The organism is Providencia sp. PROV004 (genome assembly GCF_011045615.1).
GTDB classification, from domain to species: domain Bacteria; phylum Pseudomonadota; class Gammaproteobacteria; order Enterobacterales; family Enterobacteriaceae; genus Providencia; species Providencia rettgeri.
Genome location: NZ_CP042859.1, coordinates 2457881 through 2482783, shown reverse-complemented (window position 1 = coordinate 2482783; position 24903 = coordinate 2457881). Strand labels below are relative to the sequence as shown.

16 protein-coding genes are annotated in these 24903 nt (G+C 35.7%); 8 read left to right on the top strand and 8 right to left on the bottom strand.

Annotated features, from left to right (window positions below):
• Position 1: 1 nt before the first annotated feature.
• Positions 2-1429 carry a Na+/H+ antiporter NhaC family protein gene (locus FVA69_RS11020; RefSeq protein WP_164528835.1) on the bottom strand — a complete coding sequence of 476 codons (1428 nt, stop codon included), beginning with the start codon at positions 1427-1429 and terminating at the stop codon, positions 2-4.
• 175 nt (positions 1430-1604) lie between these two features.
• Positions 1605-2147 (bottom strand): GNAT family N-acetyltransferase, encoded by a 543-nt coding sequence (locus tag FVA69_RS11015; protein WP_004910874.1) that lies wholly within the window; start codon positions 2145-2147, stop codon positions 1605-1607.
• 153 nt (positions 2148-2300) lie between these two features.
• Between FVA69_RS11015 and FVA69_RS11010 the strand changes: the two genes are divergently transcribed.
• Positions 2301-3155: a helix-turn-helix domain-containing protein gene (locus tag FVA69_RS11010; RefSeq protein WP_109912217.1), complete on the top strand. Its 855-nt coding sequence runs from the start codon at positions 2301-2303 to the stop codon at positions 3153-3155.
• Between the two features lie 2 nt (positions 3156-3157).
• On the opposite strand, the gene FVA69_RS11005 is transcribed toward FVA69_RS11010, so the two are convergent.
• Complete coding sequence (locus tag FVA69_RS11005) at positions 3158-4057, bottom strand: LysR family transcriptional regulator (protein ID WP_109912218.1); 900 nt, start codon at positions 4055-4057, stop codon at positions 3158-3160.
• 117 nt (positions 4058-4174) lie between these two features.
• Between FVA69_RS11005 and FVA69_RS11000 the strand changes: the two genes are divergently transcribed.
• The 3 genes from FVA69_RS11000 to FVA69_RS10990 all read left to right on the top strand — a co-directional run bounded on the left by FVA69_RS11000 (position 4175) and on the right by FVA69_RS10990 (position 7054).
• A complete protein-coding gene (locus FVA69_RS11000; protein ID WP_109912219.1) occupies positions 4175-5353 on the top strand; it encodes an MFS transporter in 1179 nt (392 codons plus the stop codon).
• Positions 5354-5523: 170 nt separating this feature from the next.
• Entirely contained in the window at positions 5524-6600 is a 1077-nt protein-coding gene (gene ada, locus FVA69_RS10995; protein WP_109912220.1) for a bifunctional DNA-binding transcriptional regulator/O6-methylguanine-DNA methyltransferase Ada, read from the top strand.
• Between the two features lie 244 nt (positions 6601-6844).
• The gene (locus tag FVA69_RS10990; protein ID WP_004910885.1) at positions 6845-7054 is read left to right on the top strand and encodes a hypothetical protein; all 210 of its coding nucleotides are present in this window, start codon (positions 6845-6847) and stop codon (positions 7052-7054) included.
• A gap of 51 nt (positions 7055-7105) precedes the next feature.
• Here the strand turns inward: FVA69_RS10990 and FVA69_RS10985 are convergent, their stop codons facing one another.
• Positions 7106-8353, bottom strand: coding sequence for an MFS transporter (locus FVA69_RS10985; protein WP_164528834.1), 1248 nt, complete (start codon positions 8351-8353; stop codon positions 7106-7108).
• A gap of 535 nt (positions 8354-8888) precedes the next feature.
• On the opposite strand from FVA69_RS10985, the gene FVA69_RS10980 reads away from it, so the two are divergent.
• A complete protein-coding gene (locus FVA69_RS10980; RefSeq protein ID WP_109912222.1) occupies positions 8889-10040 on the top strand; it encodes an MFS transporter in 1152 nt (383 codons plus the stop codon).
• A 61-nt stretch (positions 10041-10101) separates the two neighbouring features.
• Here FVA69_RS10980 and ydeE read toward each other — a convergent pair whose 3' ends face one another.
• A complete protein-coding gene (gene ydeE / locus FVA69_RS10975; RefSeq protein ID WP_164528833.1) occupies positions 10102-11292 on the bottom strand; it encodes an efflux MFS transporter YdeE in 1191 nt (396 codons plus the stop codon).
• 467 nt (positions 11293-11759) lie between these two features.
• Positions 11760-12917, bottom strand: coding sequence for an iron-containing alcohol dehydrogenase (locus FVA69_RS10970; protein WP_164528832.1), 1158 nt, complete (start codon positions 12915-12917; stop codon positions 11760-11762).
• Between the two features lie 251 nt (positions 12918-13168).
• Here FVA69_RS10970 and FVA69_RS10965 point away from each other — a divergent pair, with 251 nt between their 5' ends.
• Entirely contained in the window at positions 13169-20488 is a 7320-nt protein-coding gene (locus tag FVA69_RS10965) for a C80 family cysteine peptidase (RefSeq protein ID WP_164528831.1), read from the top strand.
• A 198-nt stretch (positions 20489-20686) separates the two neighbouring features.
• Positions 20687-21571, top strand: coding sequence for a DUF362 domain-containing protein (locus FVA69_RS10960; protein ID WP_109912225.1), 885 nt, complete (start codon positions 20687-20689; stop codon positions 21569-21571).
• 43 nt (positions 21572-21614) lie between these two features.
• Here FVA69_RS10960 and FVA69_RS10955 read toward each other — a convergent pair whose 3' ends face one another.
• Positions 21615-22493 carry an alpha/beta fold hydrolase gene (locus FVA69_RS10955; RefSeq protein ID WP_109912226.1) on the bottom strand — a complete coding sequence of 293 codons (879 nt, stop codon included), beginning with the start codon at positions 22491-22493 and terminating at the stop codon, positions 21615-21617.
• Between the two features lie 142 nt (positions 22494-22635).
• Positions 22636-23820, bottom strand: a complete 1185-nt coding sequence (locus tag FVA69_RS10950) for an MFS transporter (RefSeq protein WP_164528830.1) — start codon at positions 23818-23820, stop codon at positions 22636-22638.
• Positions 23821-23914: 94 nt separating this feature from the next.
• Here FVA69_RS10950 and FVA69_RS10945 point away from each other — a divergent pair, with 94 nt between their 5' ends.
• Positions 23915-24838, top strand: coding sequence for a LysR family transcriptional regulator (locus FVA69_RS10945; protein ID WP_238789227.1), 924 nt, complete (start codon positions 23915-23917; stop codon positions 24836-24838).
• Positions 24839-24903: the final 65 nt, after the last annotated feature.

The following is a 24903-nucleotide window of genomic DNA, read 5'->3' as shown; positions in this document are numbered from 1 at the left end:
ATTAATAAGAGAAACCAAGGTAAAGGTAAATAGCAAGAACAATACTGGCAGTCACTAGTGCATAAGGCATCTGTGTTCGAATATGCTCAATATGTTCGCAGTCTGTCGCCATTGATGCAACAATAGCATCCGCAGAAATTGGAGAGGTCATATCGCCAAATATTGAGCCAGAAATTGCTGCACCAATCATATATTCCACAGGCATTCCTACAGATAAACCTAATTGAACTCCGATAGGGATCATTATTGCGAAAGTACCCCAAGAGGTGCCTGTTGCTAAAGACATAATGGCGCTAATTATAAAGATAAAACCAATAGAAAAACCTGGGGCCATAACGCCTTGAGTGACTTCAGCAATATAAGCACCTGTATTTAACTCAGCAGAAACATTACCCATTAAAAATGCTAAAATCATAATGGAGCTAATTTTTAGCATATTGGCATAACCGACAAACAATTCTTTAAAGAAAGCATCAATATTTAGTAACCGTCGACCGATAAACCAACAGAAAGATATCATAGTACCAAACATGACTCCCCAATATACGGATGTCGAACCGCTTCCTTTACTAAAGTCACCATCACCTGTGATATATAGTGCGATAGGGACCATTAATACTGTAGATAAAATAGGTATAAAGAAGTTTAATGAAGAATGAGCATTAGGGTGGTCAATAATCTCTTCTTCGTTATCCTGACGTTGTAATTGAGAAATGTTCCCAGCAATAAAATTTTGTTGGTATGTATCTTCTGCTTTTTTCATGGGACCCCATGAAATATTAGTAAATACATAGAATAGGATCGTTATAATGGATAACCAAGCCATTAAATTGTAACCAATCGACGTAATTAAAATATCAAAAGGCTCGCCTTGAATCAGCCCTTGGGAAATTTGTACCCCAATTAACCCCATTATTACCGCTCCCCACCCATTGATGATGGCAGAGGAACAAACAGAAACACACGCAGTTTGGATAATATAGGACATTTTTTCAGGGGCAACACCATATTGTCGTGCGAGATTTTTAGTTGAAGCTCCAGCGACTAATTGGTTAATTGAACTTTCAATAAAAATAAGAGAAGTAATGATAATGGCGAGCAACTGAGTAGATTTACGGTTTTTAATTAATTTTGTCTTATTGGTAAGTAACTGAACTAAAGCACGAACGCCACCTGTAACCACAACAAGTCTCATGATCCCACCGATCATAACCATAAAGACAATTGTTCGCGTATTTCCTGCAGATGAAAATGTATCAATAATACCATCAACGGTACCTTGTACACCTAATAATACGTTGTGGTCATGAATGACAGTAAAACCAACGAGTATTCCTAACATTAATGAAAGCATGACTTGGCGAGTTAATATCGCCAATATTATAGTCACAATGGGAGTGATAACGGTCCAAATACCATAGTCCTGCATGTGTTTACCTGTGATCCGAGAGAAAATATGAATTTTATAATTGTTGAAAAATCATAGCATTAATAGGAACACGGTAGAATAATTTTATGTAGTTTGAAATACGTTGTGACAATAAATTAATAAGAAAAAGGCCAAACAGATAAATGTTGGCCATATGTATAGATAGAATCAAATATTACTGTCGAGCTTGCCACTCTTTAGCTGTTATTTTACTAATATCTTCTGTTTTAGTTTCGCCAATTAATTCAATAAATTGTGGTTCAAGAGTTGCATAGTATTTGAAGCCACATTTTTCTTGAGCAATTTTAGATTGTTCGTTACCTTGAAAGTAACCGCACCACAAATTATCTAATTTTAAATCAGTGAAAGCATGGTGAATGATGGCGTTAATTGATTCTGGAATAATGCCTTTTCCCCAGAACGGTACACCAACCCAATAGCTAACTTCTGCGTCATTTTCACCAATAGGAAAATTACTTTCATGGCTGAATGATAAACCAATCAAGCCAATAGCTTGGTTCTCATTTTTTAACGTCACAGCGTAAATTTCATCACGCATAAAAATATTTTTGATAATAGAAAGACTTTCTTCTTCGCTTTTGTGAGTAGGCCAACCTGCGATTGGGCCAATTCTTTCATCTTTTGCATAGAAATATAAATCCGCGGCATCTGTTTCTTGCCAAGGACGCAGTATTAACCTATTTGTTGTAAGTACCATTTTATCATCTCCTCATTACGCTATCTCCTAACTTGAAAGTTATTTTAGGTATTTATAGAAATAAAATAAGGGCATAACTTGTTCATTTTAGGTACTTATAACAACTTATTTGTTATGGTAGTGCGATATGGTGCAAATTAAAGTACAACGATCATGATGCATTTAAAAAATTATCAAATTGATTTGCCTGAAGTCATTCGGATTGGTGAAAGCCATATGGATAAAATGCAATTTAAACCGATTAAAACATCTTATGTGGCGGTTTGTGTGTGCAAGCAAGGATATGCAACATTCAATATTAATTTCAAACGGTATCCAGTACGAAAAAACGACATAATCGTTTTGTACGATGATTCCTTTGCAATGCTACAAGCCAAATCACGCAAATTTCGTTTGGAGTATTGGTTGATTGATAAAAAGCTAGCAGTAGAAATTGCTTATGCATTACCACATCAACTTTTTGCTTTTTTTAATGACTTCCCTGTGATTTCAACGCCATTAGAAAAAGCTGCACTATTTGAAAGCTGGAGATATATTCTTCTAACTATCGTGTCTAACTGGAGTGGTCATGGGCTATTACAATTAAAAAATCATTTGCAAAATTTATTTTTAGAAATTAGTAATCATGCACAACACACTTCTATCAAACCAGAAAATAAAAGCCGCCAAGAGCAACTGTGCTGGCGTTTTTGGGGCTTAATTACGACCTACTGTAAACAGCATAAAGAAGTGAAATTTTATGCGGAGCAATTGTCGATCACACCATTTTACTTATCTAAAATTAGTCAAAGTTTTTTTAAAGACTCACCAAAGGTATTGATTGATAGGCAAGTGATTCTAGAAATAAAGGCATTATTAGAAATTGGTAATTTATCCATTAAGCAAATTGCGGATGAATTAAACTTTGAAGATACATCTTATTTATGTCGCTATTTTAAACGGCATACAGGGATGACGTTAACGGGATTTAAAAAACGCATTGAACAAAAAGAACGGAAAAATAAATAATATTAATGTGGTTCAATCTTTGTTGAGTATTTTTTTATAAATTCAATGAAACAGCGTAAGCGTGGTGAAACAGCTTGGTTACGATAGTAAACGGCATTTATAGGTTGGCGAGTTTTAATGGTTTTCTTTTCTAATACTTGTACTAATTCACCACGAGCGAAAGCGTCTAGTGTGACGAAATCAGCTGAACATAAAATGCCTGCACCTTGAACTGCAAGGTGAAATAAAACTTCGCCGCTAGTGCCTGAAATATCAGGTGAAATCTTAAATAAATCCCCATCATGAGTTTTTATTGGCCAAATATTTAATGAATCAGGTTGAGTGAAGCCTAATAAACAGTGTTGTTTTAATTCTTCAATACTTTCCGGTACGCCATATTTTTCAAGATAATCAGGGCTGGCAACGAGTCGTTGTCGACTAAAACCTAATAAGGTGGCATTGAGTGAAGAATCTTTGAGGACTCCAATACGAAAAGCTACATCAATTCGTTTTTCTAACAGATTTGTAATTCCTTCATAGTTATGGATCTCAAGTTCGATTTGCGGATAAAGTGCATAAAATTGTGGAATCAATGGGGCAATAACATGAGTCAAAAAGGGAGTTGATGCATCTATCCGTAATTTACCTGAAGGAACAGTCTGTCGTATTGAGAGCATATCTTCAGCTTCTTGAGCTAGTTCAACTATTTTTCGCGATTTCTGCAAAAATGCAGCGCCTTCATCACTAAGTTTAATTGAACGAGTTGTTCGGTAGATTAACGTCGTATTTATTTTTTCTTCAAGCCTGAGTAATAAACGACTTACTGTCGATATTGTCATGTTTAATTGCTCTGCTGCTGCGGTGATAGAACCACAATCTACAACGCTAATAAAGGCCTGAAGCTCTTCAAAAGTTATTTTCATTATTGCATATCCGGCAAAAGTTATTTTCACCTTAACGCCTTTTTAATTGAGTATCAATGTGAAAAAATTCTGCTCATTAATAAAAATGTTAATAATTTATTTCAATAAGGTTTTTAAATGAGAATTAACACGGCATTACTAGCATTAGCAATAGGGGCTTTTGCTATTGGAGCAACAGAATTTTCACCAATGGGAATGCTTCCTTATATTGCTGACAATCTTAAAGAAGACATTCCTTCTGTGGGGGTGATAGTGGTTATTTATGCCCTTGGAGTTATGGTTGGTGCACCTATTATGACGCTATTGTTAGTCAAAAGGCGCCCTAAAATAGCATTAGTATTTTTGATGTCGATCTTCACTATTGGGAATGTATTATCGGCAATGTCACCTGATTTGGTGACCCTGTCACTTTCTCGTTTTATTACCAGTTTAAATCATGGTGCATTTTTTGGATTAGGCGCAATTGTTGCGGCAAGCGTGGTTCCTCCAGGAAAACAAGCAAGTGCAATAGCGGCTATGTTCATGGGGTTAACAATAGCCAATATTGGTGGCGTACCTTTGATGACGAAATTAACACAAGTCGTAGGATGGAGGCAGGCATTTTATTTAATTTCAATTTTAGGCATTTTGACGATTATAAGTTTAATTTGGGCTTTACCAAATAACCTAATGGGGACAAAAGTGGATGTAAAAAATGAATTGCGTATTTTACGGCGCCCTCAAGTCCTGTTAGGCATGTTATCTACTGTGTTAGGTGCGAGCGCAATGTTTACGTTGTATACCTATATTACACCAATGTTAATGAATTTTATACAGGCTTCAGACCAAATGGTCACAATAATGTTAGTGATTATCGGTATAGGCTTTACTGTTGGTAATTATATTGGTGGGTTATTTGCAGATAAGTCACTTTTTAGCACTTTAATAATATTTTTCATTATGTTGGCATTAAGCATGGCTATATTCCCATTTATTGCGGTAAATGCATTTGGTGCGGGTGTCGGCCTAATGGTATGGAGTATTTTTAGCTTTGGTATTGTTCCTCCTATTCAAATGTTAGTCATGAATGCAGCAAAAGGTGCGCAAGCCTTAGCGTCCTCCGTTAATATAGGTGCCTTTAATTTAGGAAATGCCATTGGCGCAGCAATTGGTGGGATAGTTTTATCCTATGGGTATAGCTATTCAATGATTAGTTTTATGGGGGCACTAGTCGCTGTTTTGGGAATTATGGTTATTCTGGTTGTTTTTCGCAAAAAATCCGATTCTAAAATGGAAACTGAAATTGCATGCAGCTAATTTTATTGTACTTATTCTTCATTTGATAATTAATGTAAAATCACCGTTAAGTGGATTAAAAGGATCCCTCGCACGGAATAAATAAAACTTGAATTAAAAAGCAATGTTCGGAGTTTTTTGCAATTGTAGTTTGTCATAATTAATGCAATTAACTAAAGAAGGGCGACATGATGACAACTAAAAATTTGTGGAATACGCCAGAACAGAGATGGCAAGCGGTGGTTGAAAGGAATAAAGCCGCGGATGGTCACTTTGTTTACGGTGTAAGAACCTCTGCTATTTATTGCCATCCGTCTGCTGCTGGCCGTTTACCAAATATAAATAATGTTGAGTTTTTTGATAATGAGCAACAAGCGATTGAACAAGGCTATCGTGCAGGAAAACGCTTTCGGACAGAAACATCACAATTAACCCAATTTTATCAAGAGCAAATTGAGAAAGCTTGTCGTTATATTGAACAGCAAGAGCAAACGGTGAGTTTGGCTGCATTAGCTAGTTACATTGGTATGAGTCGCTATCATTTCCACCGTTTGTTTAAAGCGCAAATAGGGTTAACACCAAAAGCCTATGCGGATGCATTTCGCCATAAAACCTTGCAACAACGGCTTCAAGAAAAAAAACGAATTACTGACGCTATTTATGATGCGGGTTATCAATCAAATAGTCGCTTTTATGAAGCCTCATCTCAACGACTAGGAATGACGCCGAGTGAATGGAAATCAGGAGGGGGAGGCAGTAAAATTTACTTTGCTCTTGCGGTTTGCTCATTAGGGACACTATTGGTTGCACAAAGTCCGATAGGTGTTTGCGCCATTTTGTTAGGGGATGACCCTGAGCAGTTATTGAATAATTTACAGGATAAATTCCCAAAAGCAGAGCTGATTGGAGGAGATGACGGCTTTGAGCAACTGGTTGCTCAGGTGGTAGGTTTTATTGAAGCACCTGAAATTGGATTAAATTTACCATTAGACATTCAAGGCACTGCATTTCAACAACGCGTTTGGCAAGCTTTACGTAATATTCCAGTAGGGGAAACAGTAAGTTACAGTGATATAGCAGAAAAAATTGGCAAGCCTAGTGCCGTCAGAGCGGTAGCTAATGCCTGTGGTGCAAATATGTTAGCTGTCGCTATTCCTTGTCACCGAGTGGTTAAGAGCAATGGTGACCTTTCAGGCTATCGTTGGGGCATTGACCGAAAACAAGCGCTATTGTTAAAAGAAGCCCAGTATAAGGCAGATAATAGTTAATGATAGCTAAGGGGATCACGGGTAACCATAGTATTCATATAATTATTTCTAGTGAACTACCTTAATTAGAATATTTAAAATAAACAGCACCTATATTAATATATAATAGGTGCTGTTTAGTAAACACAATATAGTATCTAGAACTAAAGTTTTACTTTTAGAAGTAACATGCCAATATAAAGAGTTAGTTGAAACCCATTTTCCTGCTAATACTCGTATTTCGCGGCCACAAGGAGGATTTTCATTGTGGGTTGAACATCTACCGGTTGATAGTCGTAAATTACTCGATATTCTACATCGTAATAAAGTCACCGTTTTAACAGGGGAACATTTCTCGACCGGCGGATGTTTCCTTAATCATTTGCGAATAAACTATGCGCTTCCATTAATCGCAAGGCGACGCAATGCAATTAAAATATTAGGGGAAGCATTAAAAGTCACAAGCTTAAAATAATATAAAACCCCTTATTCAGTAGATATGAGTCATGAATAAGGGGAATAATAGTCATTGAATGGTGGGTTTCGGTTGACTATTTTTAGAATAGAATAAGTAAATCACATAGAGAAGTGTAAAACTGGCCGTGTAACCTGTAAAAATCATCCAGAAGGTTTTCCAATCTACTATACCATTGACGGTATTAAGCTCGATAACCCAACCACATAATACCGCCCCTAAAAACGTACCAAATCCATTGACTAATGTGGTGAATACGCCTTGTGCTGTTGAACGAAATTCGGGCGCAATTTCTTTTTCCAAAAATAGTGCTCCTGCGATATTAAAGAAATCAAATGCACAGCCGTATACAACCATGGATAAAAATAATGCCAATGTACCAATCGCAGTGAAATCACCATAAGCAAATAAGCCTAGTCGTAAAATCCATGCAATCATACTCATAAATAAGATGGTTTCAATTTTGAATTTTGTGAGTAACAGCGGCAAGAGTAAAATAAAGACAATTTCTGAAAATTGCGATATCGATAAAAAGATAGTGGGGTATTCAGAAAAAACCGAGCCTCTAGCTTCAGGCATTAATGCCATATCTTGTAAAAAGGGAACGCCAAAGGTATTGGTAATTTGTAAGACAGAACCTAATAGCATGGCAAAAAACAAGAATACTGCAACTCGCCCCTTTTTAAAGAGTAAAATAATATTTTGGCAACTAAAGCTAGATTTCTGTTCTTTTTTCTCAATTTTACAGGCCTGTGTTGAAATAAAGAAAATAGAAAAGATACTGAGGACCACGGATGCGATCGCACCTACATATAATTGATAAAAACTCATTTCCAATTTTAATAAGCTAATTGTCCACATAGCAACAATAAAACCTACGGTGCCGTAAACGCGTATTTTGGGAAAATAAACATCCGAATCGAGTTTTTTTGCGCTCAACATCTCAAAAACAATGCTATTACAAACGGAAATAGTTGGCATATAAAACATTAGGTGAACTAATGTCATAATAAATAGCAAGGTTATTGAGTCACTATGCGTCATTGCGATCAAAAATACAGCAGAAATAATATGTGAAGCAATATACACCAGTTTTCGGTTATTAATTTTATCTGCAATAAATCCGATAATAATCGGTGAACATAAAGCTGAGATGCCTAATGTACTAAAAATCAGGCCAATTTCACCACCTTTGAAATGCAAGGTATTGAAGAGGTAAGACGCAAAAGTAACCAGCCATGAGCCCCAGATAAAAAATTGAAGAAATGAAACGAATTTCAGCCGAGCAGTGATATTCATGTTTATACACCTTCCGTTAGCCTAAACATGCTTTAATGTAATTATTAAATAAACTGTTCTTTTCAATTAATTTAATAACCAAACATGGAAGCACCCATCTTGTTATTGTTTGAGCATTATAAAATAGTTAATGTGAGTTTTTTTTGATATGGAAGAGGCAAATCATCGATTAGTTGTAGGAATTAGTCCCTTTTTATAGGAGATTTCACGTATCAAAATAAAGATATAATAAAATAAGTGTGAGAATTAACTCTTCTGAATTTAAGATGATTAAATGATAGTTAATATATATTTAACTTAGTCGGTATTACTTGAATTTAATTAATATTTAAGATTTAATAGGCATCTCTTCAGCCTCATACTTTCAGTATGCTATCCCAATTAATATCTCAACATTTCCAGTAGTCAGCTTGACTGCGCCCTAGTGGCTCGCTACCAAAAAACTTACCTCAACTACTTTTTTAAAATTCAAATTTTAAAAGTACCAATCATAAACAATGATTGGAAATTCGATGTATATCAAAACGAGAATATTATGATATCTACTCATTACCTGCTGCTTTTATCCGCAGTAGCGGTATACCTTGTGGGTACCGCAGAATTCATGTTATCGGCGATTTTATCGCCGTTAGCAAATGTTTTTCATGTTCAGCCCGACCAAATTGCTTGGTTGATATCAGCTTATGCATTGGCCTATACCTTGGCAGCGCCTATTATAGGTTTCTTATCAGATCGAATTGATAAACGAAAAATTGTACTCATGGCTCTTTTGTTATTATCACTTGATAGCTTGGTTATTATTTTTGCGCCTAATTTATTGATTGCACTAGTTTTAAGAGGATTTGGTGGATTAGCATCTGCCGCACTTGTTCCGGTTATCTTTGCCCTTATTGCTGATGTGATGAGCGAAAGTAAGCAAGCTGCAGCAATGGGAAACATTATGATGGGAATGACTGTCGGTATTATTACCGGGCCTATCATCGCTGGGGCATTAGTTCAGTATTTTGCGTGGTACGCGCCATTTATTTATACCGCGGTAGGGTGCTTAGTGGTATTCATCATAGGGATATTTACGCTACCTCGTTCACAAAAAGTAACCAGTAAAAAATTATCTTTCATAGCGATTAAACAAAAAGGTATTGTTCGACTTATATTAGCGAAAGGTCTATGGAATGGGGTGTCAGTCTGTATGTTTCTGCTTGCGGGTGAAATATTAAGGCAAAGATCACACTTAGAAAGCGTTGAAGTTGGCAGTCTAATGGGATTATTCGGGGTCGGATTATTATGTGGCAATGGTTTGGTTGCAAGAATAGAGAGGATTAAGACGTCAAATAATACAAAACTCATTGTTATTATTTTAATAATCATGGCTGCGATTATGTTATTTCTTAGTGGGTGGCTTTCGTTAATTGGTCATGGCTTATGCTTAACTATTCTTGGGGGGATGTTGGGATTAGCATCTCCCATAAGTACCTCAATGTTAGCAAGGCAAAGTGCAGAGAATAAAGGTTTTGTCTTGTCGATATCCGAGAGTGTGAACAACTTGGTTTTATTATCTGCACTACCCGTATTTTCTTTATTTTTTTCGAAAGGTCACCTTGTGATTTCTATGATCATGATTGTTATATTCTTGAGCTCCGCTATTTTTTTAGTTTTCCCGACAAGACAGAGAAAAGACAGAGAATAAAAAGATAGTAGATTGCTTATTTTTCTCCACCGAAAATGGTTTTTCAGTGGAGAAAAGAGTGCTATTGGGCAACTAATAGTTGTTTCTTTCTTAGACGCATTCCATTTAACATGGATAGCCAAGCTAAAAATGTAATAAACATAAGAATAATAAAAATAAAATAGGGTGGAAGTTCTGTTAATACAACCCCTGTTAACATCGGATTAAATGCACCACCAAGCAGCCCTAAAGATTGGGCCGAAAAGTAACTAGCCTTCATTCCGTCTGGTGCAATACTATCAATCAGCATATATTCACCAGGGGCATAAATTAATTCACCCAGAGTGAAAATAAAGGCACCAAGAGCCCAAAGGTATAAATTTTCATGGGCATACATAAAGGTTGCCAACCCTAAAATAAAAAATAGACTGCCTAATGTCATTAATTTTCTTAAATTATCTGGGGTGATGCGTTTTCCGACGGTATATTGCAACGTCACCACGACAATCGCATTCACAGGCAAAATAACACCAATAACCACTTGAGCGAAATCACTGTCCGCTACAGTAATGGCGTACTGGGATATCCAAGTCGTAAAAGTACCGAAAACTAATGAGCCTAAAAACGTTGATAAAATAAACCAAGCTAGCACTTGGTCTCGTAGCATAGCGACAGGGTTCCATTTACGGACTTGGCCTTCTCCTAATGGTGTCGGCTTTATGCTCTGTACAAACCTTTGTATAAAAAATATCGGAAAAGCGGCAGAAATTGCGGCTAAATAGAATGGCAAGTTAATACTATACATTAATAACCAAGTACCAATTGGTGGTCCAACGGTCCAGCCTATATTAATAAAGGTATAGTTTAAGGAAAATATTTTTGCTTTTAATGCAACGGTGAGGGTATCTGCGAAATACGCTTTTAGTACCGTAGAGAATACGGAATAAGAGCAATTTATTAGTGAAAAGAAAATAATAACTAAAATTGCATTATTAACGATAGGTATTGCAATAAACCCACAAATAAAGGCGATAACAGCAAATAACATACAGCGTTTTTTGTCTACGCGGTCAGCTAGCATGCCAAAACCCATGCTAAATAAAACACCGACTACCATAGCCATTGACATTGCAACACCAACAATATCAATAGCCATTTTATATTCACGGGTCAGGTAAATAGCCATGAAGGGCAATGTCGCACCACGCCCAATAGTTAAGAGCAGTGACGATGCAAGTAATGCACTGTTTGATATATTAAATTTAGATAACATGGCACACAACCTAACTCATTAATTGTTGTTATAGATTTGTTTCAGACGTTCTGTAAGCTATAAAATACCTAAATTTACTGCGGTGAGATATGGTGATTAATGCTCAAAATTGAAAACAATATTTTGCTGATGCTAATGTACCATTCTCAATTAAAAATCTGGTAATATGAAATACAATCTTGATAATTAAATGTTATATGCTGTTGTAATCACCAAGAATTTAAAGTGAGTTATAAGGCGAAGGAATCTTGACGTTAAAATAGAAAAAGGTGCAAATTTGCACCTTTCAGACTTGCCGCCAAACATATTATGCTTGGCGGCAAGTCCAATAGGTTTTGAAAATAAACGAGGAAAATCAAATTATTGATTTTCGGCTGATAACACAAAGCGGGAAAAACCACGCTTTTATCCCGCTTTGTCAATAATCTCAAAGGTGCAATTTTGCACCTTTTCGAAAGAAGAAAACATTATAAAGCGGCAGTATATACTCGGCGGCTAATATCTAAATTAATATCTTGGTGCTCACCTAATTTCACCATACCATGTGCAGCCAAACTATTGACTAAGGGCTCAATAACATCTTGATTCAGCTGGTAGTCACTGAAACGAGTACCCACTTTCATTTTTTCAAAGAACTCTCGAGTTAACTCAATGGATTTGAGTGCTTTCTCTTGTTCTGTACCTGACGTAATTCCCCAAACTCGTTCGGCATATTGCACTAATTTGGCCTGTTTTTGGGCTAATTTTTCTGTCAGCATGGACGGTAGAACAATCGCGAGTGTTTGTGCATGATCCAAACCATACAACACAGTAATTTCGTGACCTAACATATGGGTAGACCAGTCTTGTGGAACACCAACACCGATTAAACCGTTTAAAGCCAATGTGGCTGTCCACATTAAATTAGCCCGAATATCATAATCTTTCGGAGTCTCTAGCGCTTTAGGTCCAATTTCGATTAATGTCTTCAATAAACCTTCTGCAAATGCATCTTGTACATAGGCATTTACTGGATAAGTCAAATATTGTTCAATCACATGAACAAAAGCGTCAACGACACCATTACTGATTTGACGAGCCGGTAAGGTATAGGTTTTGACTGGGTCAAGAATAGAGAACTGAGGAAATACGTGGTCACTCATAAATGCAAGTTTAGAGTGTAGTTCTTCACGAGTAATCACAGAACCTTTGTTCATTTCAGAACCTGTAGCAGGTAATGTTAATACAGTTCCAAACGGTAGCGCAGTATTTATGGTAGTGCCTCTATTGGTGACCACTTCCCACTTATCACCTGGATAATTTACCGCTGCCGCAACAAATTTAACGCCATCAATGACCGAACCGCCACCAACAGCCAGCAAGTAGTCAAAGCCTTCCTTTTCAATTTTATCGACCGCTTTTATCAAGGTTTCATAACGAGGATTAGCCTCAATTCCACCAAAATGATCGAATGTTCGAGATCCTAAAGCTTGCTCAACTTCATTTAAGGTTCCTGTTTTTCTTGCACTTTCACCGCCAAATAAAATAAGAACCTTAGCATTTTTAGGGATAACTCGGTCAAGTTCACTGATTTTACCTTCACCAAACATGATACGAGTGGGGTTATAAAATTCGAAATTGTTCATATATGGCCTTCGCAGAAAGTAGAAATGAATCCAAATAATTACATGCATATAATATAATTACAAGTAAACATAATATAATCATTAAAATGATTGTGTATCATATCGATTTGATGGCTTATATTTTAATAGAGAAATTATCTTGAGCGTTGTTAGTTGTAGTTAATCTTAATTGTTTTTTTATATATTTTACTGATGTGGCAATCTTGTTAAGTTGAAGATGGGTTTTAATTTGACAAGGAAAGAAAATTTAGATGATAAATATAAATGATAAGAAAACTAATGATGAAATAATTAATAAAGATGATGATTTTATATTTTTAACAGAACATATAGATGGCAGGCCATTAGTAGGGGAGCAGTCCTCCGAACTTAAAAATATATCTAACTGGTTTAATCCTATAGATGAATTCACAAGGCTTACAATTTTTCATCATTTAATGAGTCGGCCTACAAGTGACTCGACATATAATTATCATGTTTTAATCCAAATAGGAGGTGATGACTCAGCAGCTAAATCAACGGGGAGATTATTAGCAAAATTTCCTAGTAATTCACTTGTTATACAGTTTGATATTAAAAATGAACAGTGGAAAGTACTACATGGTGATTTACAAACTCAAGTTAAAGGGAAAATACGTTGGGCGGTTATTGGCCATGGTCAATATACTGGACGTAACCAGCAAAGCCACCTTGAAGGGTACCAAGCTTACCAACTTATTACAGGTTTGAAGTATCTTAAAAATGATGTACTGAAGGCATATCCACCTAATAAGATTGTTTTGGCAGGCTGCCAATTAGGACGCGGGGGGGTAAATGAAAACTTTGTTTTTAGGGCAAGTGTCGAATTAGCTAAGTATGGAATATACCTTCCAGTAGTAGGTTATAATCGACCTATCGGTATCACGAGTGACAGTAAAAAAATAACTTGGCCATATAATTTAGCAGGGGAAAAACAGTCTACTAAAAATTGGCGGTTGGAAATTAATATTAACCAAATTAACCAACAGAGCTATATTAATGGAAAGCATGCCAGTTTATATTTTATCGATGAGCTAAGAAGTGGTGAGTTAGAAGTTTGGCAATTAATCAAAGATGAGCATTCTACTGCTATGGATATTTTTAGGGATCCAAATAATGAGTATAAAATCGATATTGATTTGATTAAAAAAGTGGCTTTTAATCATGATGCATACGCTATTTTTAAACAGAAGTTAAATGCGAAAGATACTCAATTTAATAGTGATTTTAGAAGTGAACTAATTCGTGAATATGAAAATGTTGGAATATTAGAAACACCATTATGGTTAATGATTAATAAAATCAATGTGAATGCTAATCCGCAAAAAATCAACGATACTGTCAAAATTATTATTCGCTCAGGAAGAGGCGTTGTAGGCAAAAAATATGCTGAAGATCTCGTTAATGAGCTCCCTAATAGCACATTATTGTTTCAATTAAACCCGAATACAATGGAATTTTTCTCAGAGTATGGCGACATAGAGCATTTACTAAAAGTAACTAAACAACAGTGGATATTAATAGACAATATTCATTCTGAACCTGGTTTTATTCAAAACTATGCAAACTCATTAAATGTGTTAAAAACAAGATATGGTTTTAAAATGCCAGAAAATATTATTCTATATTTAACCGATAAAAAGGCACTTTTGACAAAAGAAGAAAAGGTGATTTTTGGCGAGGAGTTAACGAGTAAGCTAAAAACAAATGGGATATATACTAAAGTTTTTTTTGAAAATAATTTTGAACCAAGACATAAAATAAAAGCATTACTTGAAGATATTAGTATAGGTAATTTACTAGCAGAGCATATTGATATTAATAAACATCTTTATTTAAAAGGGTATTTTACATTCCAAGATGGAAGTGTCGATAAGAACAAAATAAATATTGCAGCATATGACCCCATTATCAGTAAAAAAATTAATAAAATTTGTGACGCTGAGAATGAAAATGATTTCTCTCATATGTGGAATTCAATATTTATTGATGATGACACCACTAGGATTAAACAGCAAGCTATTGAAGTAAAAAATATTTTGGAGTTTTTGAGCCTCCAACCTGAAAAAATAAACTACTTAGGTAAGCAGTCTATAAAACGTTTGAGTGAGCTATTCCCTAGTGGGCAAGGCTTTAATCATGCAGAAGTTTTAAAACTAGTCCAAGATCCAATGAAATTAAGAAAATATAATCAATATATTGATGATTTTTTAATCCTCTATATAGATATTAAAACTCCATTTGGAAACGAAAAGTCATTAAAAAAAGAATTTAGATTAACTTTAGATTTACATGAAAAACGAAAATCGAATTATGCAGCATTATCTCAGTTATCATATAAAATGGGGTTCAATGTTACAATAAATAAATTGCCAGTTGAAATACATTCATTTGAGAATATCTGCTTTTTACGTTTTTTACAGTATAGCAATTTAACTGACGAACAAATTTTGCAACTTAATGAAAAGTTTGAGGTTTTAACCAAGCTAACACGGAAAAAAGAATTAAGTAATATTACCAATAAAGAGCAAGAAGTGCTCAATAGATTTGATGAAATATATCAATCGAATCTTGATTTATTAGGAGCTGTTTCTAATGAAATTAACGAGCAATCTCACATATTATTATTTGATAATATGGAAAATAATCAGATTATCACTTTTCAAAGTGATAAGGAAATATATACAATTACAAGCTATTCACGTAATGATAAGTATTTTTTGACTTTATCTGATACGACAGGTGTCGAACTTGTTATTGGCCATTCAGAATTTAATCAGGCAAAGAAACACTTATCTAATGTTTTTAATGATTATATTAACCAAGAAATAACGCAAGAGGATGGCTCAGTATCAACCAGAGGAAATATTGCGGGATTTAAGCACAAAGTAGGCGAAGCCTTGTTTGGTGAAGTGCAAATCATAAATACAGAGAGTGAAGCATACCTCAGGATGCGGCAAAGCATAATGAGTGAGCTAGATATTTTTTTTAAGTCATCAGCAATATCAGTGATTGATGATACGGAAGTTACTTTTGGCGAGCAGGTAACATCATTAAATAAACTTAGAGATATTGGGGCAACAATAAATGGTGAGCCACTAGATTTTAAGCATATTCAGGTACTTAACTGGGAGGGGGATGTTAAATTTAACCCTGATAAATTAGCCTTCCAACTAACCTTTTTAACTGAGGATCTAAAAGATACTAATCTCATTAAAATGCTTAATAAGAGTTTGCAAAATGACCAAATAACACGACGCATTGATGTTAACTCAGAGATCCAACCACGGGCAGTACTACATGAACAATTGCAAATTATTCAGGGATCACAACTTGATAATCAAGCAGGTGTAGATAAAGCAGTGGGGGATTTACGGCGCATCGGCATGAAATTACCAGCCTATGCCAAAATAGTTAATTATTTCGGACAAGGAATCGGTTCGACAGGGATATTTTTAACGATCAACTCTGTTTACCAGTTGATTGATGAATTAGATAATCCTGCTCTATCAGAGCAAGAAAAAAGGGAGATACAGAAATACCTTGATTTGGCCTGTGCAAATGCATTTTTTAATTATGGGGATATGGTCTTGCAGCCCATTTTACTTAAGCTGGCTTACAAGCAATACGGGTCATTTAATGTATCATCAAAAATTACAGCTCGTATTACAATTATATTTAATTTAATTGGAATGGGATTAGATATTTATCAAGCTTGTGAAGCATTTGAACAACTAGACAGGGTTACAAATGATAAAGAGCGCCAAGACTTAATTGTGAATGGTTCTTTGTCAATTGCTAACATTATTGTGGGTGGTGTAACTATAATTGGTATAATCATTGGCTCATCGGTAATACCTGTCGTTGGTTTAATTGTTGCGGGTTCCTTATTAATTGGAGGGATGGTATATACAGGTATTCGCGCAGTAGAAAAAATTGAAGATGAGCTCGGTGAATCTCTATGCTGGGATGAAAAAGCCAGAGAAGGTATTCGTGCTGCACTTGGTTTCCCTCCTTCAGACAACATATTAAATCGATTTAGTTATAAACAGCATTTAGCACACTTCAAAAATATAAATTGGCAACAAGATTTAGATATGTTCAAGTCGTCATTTTTATATCAGGGTTTCGATGAACACTTGCAATTGGTTGGTAAACCGATCCTTGTTGAACATATCAAACATTATATTTATTATAGAAATAACTCAAAAATAATTAGTAGTGTAGAGTTTGTGGATGTGGATAGCCGTGGACCTCTTAGTCATATTGATAGTGATGAAATAGGGCCTTACTATACCATCGAACAAATTAATTTTATTCGGGAAAATTATCATTATGATTCTCAAGATAATCGTTGGATAAAAAGCTTTCAAACACAGAGAGTCAATGAACTGAATTTTAATTATCGTTTTAGACTGGTGAATAAAACGCCTCCTATCGCGTATAAGAATATTGGCGAGGAGGTTGCCAATGACATTCTTGTGCTTAATCCTGAATATGATAGTTTATTACTAAAACAATTTTTACATAAAAACGAGCTAACTACTTCTTATAACATAAAGAAAAAACAGTCAGTTGCTACACAACTAAGTTCCTTATCAGCATCAGAGCTACGGCTATTTCAGGCTAGAAATAATTATACCAATACGATCCATCCTGATATAAATAATGATATTAGAGTGAATAGACTAGGAGAAGAGTTTTTAAACCAGCCTATTGATATTGCAAGGGAATTATTAAGTGAAAATCCTAGGGTTATTTATGAAGGTATGCAAAATATTGGTTACCGATATGAAAATGAAGCCAAACAAAAAAACATTAGTTTTAACCCAGGGAATGGAATAGATGTTATCGTTGGGAAAAAAAATTCAAAAAATTTATTTAACATCAATGCAGGGAGTAAATTTCTAGTAGGCGGCGAAAAAGATGATATTACAAATTTATCATTATTATTTGATAATAACATTGAAGAAATTAACGAAATTTATTTTGATGGTAATGGAGGGAATAATAGTATAATCATTAAAGACTTTCCATCCAACAGTAAAATAGATATCGATTTGAACAAGGAAACGTCAGAGGTGGCCTTCATTAATCATAAAGTTAAGAAGATTCATTTGCACAATGTTAATGATGTGATGCTAATTGGAGATAGCTCTACGACAACAGAATTATTAGGTAATAAAGAATCCAACACATTAGATGCAGGGGCAATGATTGCATTTATTCAAGGTATGGAGGGGGATGACCATTTAATATTTGAATCAGGGATAGTCAATGGTGGAGAAGGCGATGATAACTATTTTCTACGTCGTGTTGACTGGCGCAATAATCAAGATGAATTAAATGATGATTTATTAGAATTATCAGCTGTAATTATTGAAAAAATACAAGGTCAAAGTCGAGTGAATTTAGGGTATATGTTAAGCGAAATAAAGGGGGCCAGTATTTCGGGTAATGATCTCATATTAACTATTGAAATGAAATTGGAAGAGCCAGAAACGAAAATTTTAACACTGAATGTTACTTTAAAAAACACGTATAGAATCGATAGTAATGGTAGGGGAATATTTCACAGGTATCAATTATATACAAGGGACGGATTTGTATTAAATACTAAGCTAAATAATTTGGATTTAAGTGCTTCACACATTATAAGTGAAAATATTTTCAATATTACTTATCAGGGTGGCGCTAGCTCTACAATGAGTATTGATGAGAGTGAAAAAACAATTTCAGTTGATAATGAAATATATGATCAACCTTTATGGGGGGATTTTAAATTTCATGGGTTAGCGAGTAAGTTAGAGTATAAAGGAGAGAATAACGATGGCCACCTTTTAATGGTCAGTAGAAACAGTTATATTACAGTTACTAAAGGAAGAGATGTTTATCAAGTTAACCCAGATCAGATTTTTCAAGGTAAAATCATTTTTGACTTTTCAAATATTAAACCAGAAATGGAAAATGAGTTTGATATGACCATTTTATTACCTTATGAGAATGGGTTTGATATAAAGGCATTGGGAAAATCAATATTTTTATATGATAAATTCAGTAATGAAAAAATTGAAATTAGCTTCATTAATTTATCATACCAAATAAGTAAAGAAATTCATATTAAAGACGGTCATGGAAATTTATTTAGGATAAAAATGGGGCAGGATTCTTATAACATTGAACCAATTGAATTTTTGGAATTACCAACAGTAAATAATGATTACATAAAAATCCCTAAGGGATATAATTTCCGTTATCCTATTTTAGATACAAACAATGGTGATGACCTAATTGATGACAACAGCATGATAGGGAATATCATAAATTCAGGGGAAGGTAATGATATTATTATTTCAAATGGAGGAGGGAATGTTTTGTATGGAGGTAACGGTGATGATTATGTATATGGTGGTGAAAATAGTGATTTAATTCTATCTGACTTGGGTAATGACAAACTTGATGGACAAGGAGGAGATGACCACTATTTAATTGATGGAAGTAAAGGGGGCGGTAATACAGAAATATTAGATCAAGTGGGATTTAATAATATTCATTTATTTAATTTTAAAACACAGTATGAGGTCATAGACGAATGGGAAGAGACTTATCATATTTATACATCGCAATCTAATTTGCGTACAGTCAAAGTAAAAATGCCCAAAAATAATGAAAATAGCAATAATCAAGTCTGTCATCATCAGCGGTTACCCTCCCATATGCCCGCTCATATTCATAATGATGGAATGGCACATTTAGTTCGCTACCTTGCTGAACAGCGTCAATATAAAAAAGAATTAACGCCAGAACAGATTTGGCACCCTATGGATGAGTTTAAAAATTTTTCTAACGAGTTAAGCTTTTCATCAATTATTGATACAAAGACAAAAAATATACATATTAGTGAAAATACGCCATTTAGGCGCTTGTTTATTCGAACAAAAGGACCAGAACAAAAAGTTTGGGATAGAAGTGGGGTCGGGCGGGTATTTAAAGCGCAAGCGGTAACTGGAGCCATTTCAATTCCAGATGGTATTTACGGAAATAATGTTCTTTATGCATCAATATGTGATACCAATTTATATGGTGGTGAAGGGAATGATGTCTTCATTTCTAATGGTTCAAATGGGTTGTTAACAGATGCTAGCGGAAAAAATAGTTTTATTATCAATGGCGAAATTGTAGGCTGGAATTCGTTGTATAGCCTTGGCGGTGAAAACACGATTTACCTAATTAATTTTAATAAGGACGTTATTCGAGAGGAACCTGACCACCGAAGTAATGCAACTCGATATACTTATACTTCAGATCAGGGACGTAGTGTGAAAATATTTCAGTATCCGAATACGATAGCTCCCACTGTAGTTCATGTGCAGTCTTTAGAGGGGCAAAATGAGCATTCCACCCAACAAAAATTAAATCATTTAGTGGAAACGTTAGCGACACTATGCCTACAAGACGAAGAAAACTGTATTGGTATTCAGGATATTGAATATTTACAGAAGAATTGGGAGCCCACCAACCTTGTTGATAATTATATGAAAAAAGCAAGTTAGAAAGGAGGCGTAAACCACAAGGCTCCAAAATACAGAGATTTTTGTGGTTTTTAAGTAATTATTTAGCCCAAATCATCTTTATCTACAGAGTGTTGTACTAAAATAGTGTGAAAATTAATGCTAGAATTTAACTATTAACTATTAAATATAACAATTTTTAAATAAGTTATTTTTGTTGTAACGGGAGAGTGTAGAGCAATGAGACGTTTTATTAGTTTAGAGCTGCCTCCTGAACCCATAATTAACGGTCAGTGCGTAAGAAAACGCCTGAAAAATAGCATCTGTGATAATTGTGCCATCAGCTGCCCTGTTGGCGCCGTGTCATTTAGCCATATGGATGCAGAAATTAATAATGAATTGTGTTTTCAATGTGGTAATTGTTTATTTGCTTGCCCTGTCGATGCTATTGAAAATATCAAACCTCACGAACGCAGCTATCAAGGGGAGTTTCTGATAGTAAAACATGACGAACCCATTGCGAATGCGGACGAACTGATTGTTTGGCACCGGCAATATGGCATTCGTGGTATGCAAATTGCTGAACCCTGGGTTGATAAATGGTTGCCAACGATTGCGGCATTAAATTTAAAACTCAAAATATTACAAGAACCTATTTGGCAATTACGTATTGTTCAGCCTGAACAAGTCGATAGCGGTCGTCGGATGATGCTATTTCGTCAAAAATTGGATTCAAAGCCGTTAGATAAGGGCCAGGTGAAAACAGGATTAAATGCAAGAAAACAATTTTACCCTGAAGATAGCTGGTTTAAGGTCGAATTAGACACAGAAAAATGCATTCTTTGTGGTGCTTGTGCCAAGATGTGTGATGAGCATGCGATAGAAATTGAAAATAACCAATTTTTGATAGATGAAAAACGTTGTACTGGTTGTATGAGTTGCCAAGTCGTTTGTTTTCCTAAATCTATCCATGTACAAGCATATACAGCCAAAAATAGCGTACCAAAAATTTTCCATTATTATGATGCGCAGTGTAATACCTGCCATTTACCTTTTTCTTCTTGGGAAGAAAATACCCATATTTGCCCAATTTGTGCGCAGCATAAGAAACAAGGGTGGTTATAATAGTAACTAAGGCTCATTTTCAGAGCCTTAGTACGCGAATTTATTAATTTAAATGATTAATTATCAGTTTAGCGATTTGTGGATTAATCATTGGTGGCGTTTCATGGCCCATACCTTCAATAACTTCCAATTTTGCATTCGGAATATTGTTAGCAATATCTTGCCCTGCGGCTAATGGGAAGAGCGGGTCGATTGAACCATGAATAACTAATGTGGGTACATTAATGTGCTGTATATAAGAACGCAAATCTCCGGTGACGGCAACAGCCACAATTTGGCGTTTAGTGCCTTCTGGTGAATGATTGCGTGCGAGTGATTGCAGTATATATTCACGATAATAATTTTCATCAAATGGGCCAAACGTTGAGCTGATCCGGCGATAAAACGCAAGCTGTCCTGACAAATATCCTTCTAAATCTTCTTTTGGGTTAGCACTTGGGCTCATCAGCATTTGCATAACATCGGGAGCACTTTGTGGCAAAGTCGGGTTCCCAGTCGATGACATGATTGCACAAAGAGATAATGTACGTTCAGGAAATTTCGCTGCCGCTATTTGGGCAATCATTCCGCCCATGGAACGACCAATAAAGTGGGCTTTATCAATAGATAACGTATTTAAGAGATGGATAATATCTTCAGCCATATCGAATAAGGTATAAGGAACAGCGAAAGGCTCACCTTGTTGCATTTTTTCAATCAATACCCCTAAATCAATAGGTGGGAACTCATTGATATGATGAGATAAACCCGCATCTCGGTTATCTATACGTAACAGGTAAAAACCAGCATCTGCAATTTCCTGACAAAAGTCTGACGTCCAACTAATGTTATGGCCACCTAAGCCAGGAATGAGGACTATAGTCGGGTTATCTGGTGTACCAAATGAATCATAAAAAAGTGGAACTGAATTGGTTTTGGTCATTTTTCTTCCGGTATCTTCATTAATAGTGCTATTTATATGCCGTAGTTTCGTTGCAATTACGAGCCATAAAAAATGGCAATGATTACCTATGATATAATCGAAGTTTATCATGGTAATCATTTTATTGATGAAGAATGTCAGATTAATGTGTTTTAAGGTGATAAATAGCGAGTGCCAGTAGCGCCGTTGTGAGTAATAGAACTGCGATGATGAGGTTAGTAGATAACCCATATAAGAAGACAACCATGCTGCCTAAAGCAGAACCCAAAGCAATGCCTGCATTAAAAAAAGCAATATACAGTGAGCCCGTAATTTCAATATGTTGAAGACTGTGCGTAATCATCCATGTCATCAATGTGACGGAGACACCACCATAAGCCATTCCCCAAGCTATAATAGTTAGGCCGCCAATTAATGTTGTCAGGGGTAAAATAGCAAGCAAAAATAAGCAAGCAATAATGATTGTTATAATAATAAACAAGGATAAATTAAGCTTTTTCCCCGCAGTTAAGCCAAAGATAAAATTACCAAAAATGCCCGCAATACCATAAAAGAATAGCATAATGCTAAGTTGTTCACCTGTTGCATGAATATTAGTGACTAATAGCGGTCTAATATAGGTAAACACCATAAAATGCCCTGATACCAAGAGTAAGGTAATGGCTAACCCAAGCAATATTGTTGGGCGTTTTAATTGTGCAATAAAAGCGTTAGCTGAAGGTGGTGTGACCGTCGGTAAAGAGGGTAAAAGAACTACCATTAACAATAATAAAATACATGATAAGGCACTCATTAAGAAAAATGCGCTGCGCCAATCCCACCATTCACCCATAAAAACGCCTAATGGAATCCCCACTACCGAGGCAGCAGCCACTCCACCAAAAATCATTGATGTTGCTAAATTAACATGTGCTGATGCCACTAAACGCGGTGCTATTCCACCTGCGATCGCCCATATAATGCCAATACACAAACCAATAAATAAGCGGCTAATTAATAGCAATGTAAAATGAGACGTGATTGCCGCAAGCAAGTTACATACAACGAGCAGTAGCGCACCCAAAATCAGCAATTTTTTACGATCAATTTGTTCGGTAAATAAAATGACCAATGGTGAGCAAATTGCGGCCACAACAGCGGGCAAAGTCATAAGTAACCCGCTCAAACCGATAGAAATAGAAAATTGATTGGCAATAGGGGTTAATAGGCCGACGGGTAACATTTCGGTGGTCACAACGATAAATGTGGCGAGAGTTAAGGTCAGTATTGCTCCCCATGAACGAAGTGTGCTGATGCTATTTGAATGTTTAATGCATTGTGAAAACATATTCTACCTAACTAAAAATAAACTTGTTGAAATAGCATATAGGGGACATGATAGGAGATAAATATATCAAATGTAGAAATATTGGGGATAAATCGTGTCTAATTCAGCTTCTCTAGTGATGGATAACCTACTTGATTTAAAAGTCTTTGTGGATGTTGTTGAAACACTGAGTTTCACGAAATCGGCCGAACGGCTAGCGCTATCGCGTTCAGCGATTGGGAAATGTATTGGGCGACTAGAACATCGTCTACAAACTCGCTTATTACATCGAACGACGCGAAGTATTCATTTAAGTGATGAAGGTCAAGTGGTGTATGAATCTGCCATTAACATATTGCAAGAGATTGAAAAAGTTGAAAATATATTAAGCCAAGGTCAGCAGCAACCAAAAGGGTTATTAAGGATAACGGTACCTGTGGTATTTGGAAAACGTTTCATTTTACCTCTCGTTCAACGCTATCTAGCACAATGGGAACAGGTTGAGGTGGATGTAGATTTTAATGATGACTATTGTGATATTGTGCGCGATGGTTTTGATATTGCGATCCGTATTGGCGGAATGGATGATAACCGTTTAGTCCGTAAAGTCTTAGCCCCACATCGGTTAATCACGTGCGCATCCCCTGAATATCTCCAGCAGCGCGGTGAACCAGTAAACCCGCAAGCTTTACAGTATCACAGTATGCTGGTGTTTAGGCACCGAGGATATAATGTGTCGTGGAAGTATAAAATTAATGGGCATTTGCAAAATTATCCAGCTCAAGGGCGTTTAGTATTAAATGACACCGAGGCTATTCTCGCCGCAGCTATAGAAGGACAGGGAGTGTGCCAGTTAGGTGCATTTTTAGTGAGTGAGGAAATCAAAAAAGGCCGATTAGTGCCAGTGCTAACCGAGTTTTCCCTGCCTGAGTCACCTATTTGTGCGCTATACCCGACAAAACGTTATTTACCCCCTAAAGTTCGTGAGTTTTTAGCGCTAATTGATGAGTGTTGGGAAGGAAGGGCAATTTGGGAGTGATTATTACGCTAAATAAGTCTGTTTTCAGCTAATTCCGTAAAGCAATTAAAAATCATTGAGATATG

Bases quoted from the DNA above. Each gene is read 5' to 3' on its own strand.
- FVA69_RS11020 (WP_164528835.1), bottom strand. From the start codon at position 1,429: ATGCAGGACTATGGTATTTGGACCGTTATCACTCCCATTGTGACTATA.
- ydeE (WP_164528833.1), bottom strand. From the start codon at position 11,292: ATGTTATCTAAATTTAATATATCAAACAGTGCATTACTTGCATCGTCA.
- FVA69_RS11005 (WP_109912218.1), bottom strand. From the start codon at position 4,057: ATGAAAATAACTTTTGAAGAGCTTCAGGCCTTTATTAGCGTTGTAGAT.
- FVA69_RS11000 (WP_109912219.1), top strand. From the start codon at position 4,175: ATGAGAATTAACACGGCATTACTAGCATTAGCAATAGGGGCTTTTGCT.
- FVA69_RS10970 (WP_164528832.1), bottom strand. From the start codon at position 12,917: ATGAACAATTTCGAATTTTATAACCCCACTCGTATCATGTTTGGTGAA.
- FVA69_RS10985 (WP_164528834.1), bottom strand. From the start codon at position 8,353: ATGAATATCACTGCTCGGCTGAAATTCGTTTCATTTCTTCAATTTTTT.
- FVA69_RS10980 (WP_109912222.1), top strand. From the start codon at position 8,889: ATGATATCTACTCATTACCTGCTGCTTTTATCCGCAGTAGCGGTATAC.
- FVA69_RS10955 (WP_109912226.1), bottom strand. From the start codon at position 22,493: ATGACCAAAACCAATTCAGTTCCACTTTTTTATGATTCATTTGGTACA.
- FVA69_RS11010 (WP_109912217.1), top strand. From the start codon at position 2,301: ATGATGCATTTAAAAAATTATCAAATTGATTTGCCTGAAGTCATTCGG.
- FVA69_RS11015 (WP_004910874.1), bottom strand. From the start codon at position 2,147: ATGGTACTTACAACAAATAGGTTAATACTGCGTCCTTGGCAAGAAACA.
- ada (WP_109912220.1), top strand. From the start codon at position 5,524: ATGACAACTAAAAATTTGTGGAATACGCCAGAACAGAGATGGCAAGCG.
- FVA69_RS10965 (WP_164528831.1), top strand. From the start codon at position 13,169: ATGATAAATATAAATGATAAGAAAACTAATGATGAAATAATTAATAAA.
- FVA69_RS10950 (WP_164528830.1), bottom strand. From the start codon at position 23,820: ATGTTTTCACAATGCATTAAACATTCAAATAGCATCAGCACACTTCGT.
- FVA69_RS10960 (WP_109912225.1), top strand. From the start codon at position 20,687: ATGAGACGTTTTATTAGTTTAGAGCTGCCTCCTGAACCCATAATTAAC.